Source organism: Endozoicomonas sp. ONNA2 (genome assembly GCF_024606365.1).
GTDB lineage: Bacteria > Pseudomonadota > Gammaproteobacteria > Pseudomonadales > Endozoicomonadaceae > Endozoicomonas.
The window spans coordinates 1-1,115 of record NZ_JAHHPO010000189.1; the positions used below are offsets into that span (position 1 = coordinate 1).

Genomic DNA, 1,115 nt, shown 5'->3' on the forward strand with positions numbered 1-1,115 from the left:
GCAGGAATTTTTAGACCAATTTATCGCAACCGCACGACTGCATGGATGCAGGAGCAAGAGCAACGCAGGAGCAGTTGCCGCGCAGGGCAGCCTATTCTCGGACAGCCTCCTATCCTGGAGTAAGACCAGTCCCTACTCGATTGCTCTGGCGATGTCGGGGAGTTATTGACAGATACTACCGACGGCTATCTCGGAATTGGATATAGGCAAATAATTGGTCGCGATAATTCAATATTTCTTTGAATTTATCTCCACTTACGTCATGGTTTACTGCCTTATCCGGGTGATGTTGACGAGCTTTATTCTTGTACGCTCTGGAAACTTCTGACCTGGTGATTGTCTTAAGGTTGCGCCCCCGGAGTTCCAGGCCTTCAAGGGCCTCATGAACTTTAGCCATATCTGGGCGACCCACACTGGGAGCTGCCCGGTATTGTTGAGAACCTGATGTATTTTGATACCCAGACCGATCACTATGGGTTCCCTGTGTAAACGGATTTCCGGGAGCATGCTGACGATAACGTTGGTTGGTTGCTGATCCGGGGTAGCCCTCTGCATTATTTTGCCCAGGCACTGAAAACTGACGCCTCTGATTTGCAGGCGCTTCGGAAATAGCTTTGAGCACCAGGAGTAAAAGTAAGACCTGAGTATTAACCGTCAGAGCTTGACGTTCATGGAGTTTTTTTGGAATAAACGAAGGGGACTGACAAGAATTAATAAACACTGTTTTGGAGTAGGCTGGTCTTGTCGGCAAACCGATAAACCCCCCGAGACCTCCACATAAATCCGAAAACGGATTTTTATGAAAATGACATGAATTAGATTGAAAAAATATTACGTTCATTGGCTTCTCCTTTAAATTTAATTTCTCCATAACTTTGACCACCTATCCAGCATTAAGTTTCAGATGGCTAACAAATTGGTCAGAAAAACTAACAGGCTTGTTTCAAGCGATCTCTCGGTAACTCACTTTTCAGCCCATCAGGATGGAGCAATTTTCTGCATATCGGGGAATATTTTTTTAACATTTTGGCGATGTTGATGGAGAATCAGGCAGGCATTCTGTCAGCAGTTCACGGTCTTCATACGCCGACGATCGTTTAAAAGTTAATTTTTAC

The 1,115-nt window shown here is 45.1% G+C and carries 1 protein-coding gene; it reads right to left on the bottom strand.

Annotated elements, in window-relative coordinates; all coding sequences use genetic code 11:
• Positions 1–175 precede the first annotated feature (175 nt).
• On the bottom strand, positions 176–871 hold the full coding sequence (locus KDK14_RS03370; protein ID WP_257263608.1) for a J domain-containing protein: 696 nt from the start codon (positions 869–871) through the stop codon (positions 176–178).
• Positions 872–1,115: the final 244 nt, after the last annotated feature.

Coding starts and splice junctions, on each gene's coding strand:
- KDK14_RS03370 (WP_257263608.1), bottom strand. CDS start 871: ATGGAGAAATTAAATTTAAAGGAGAAGCCAATGAACGTAATATTTTTT.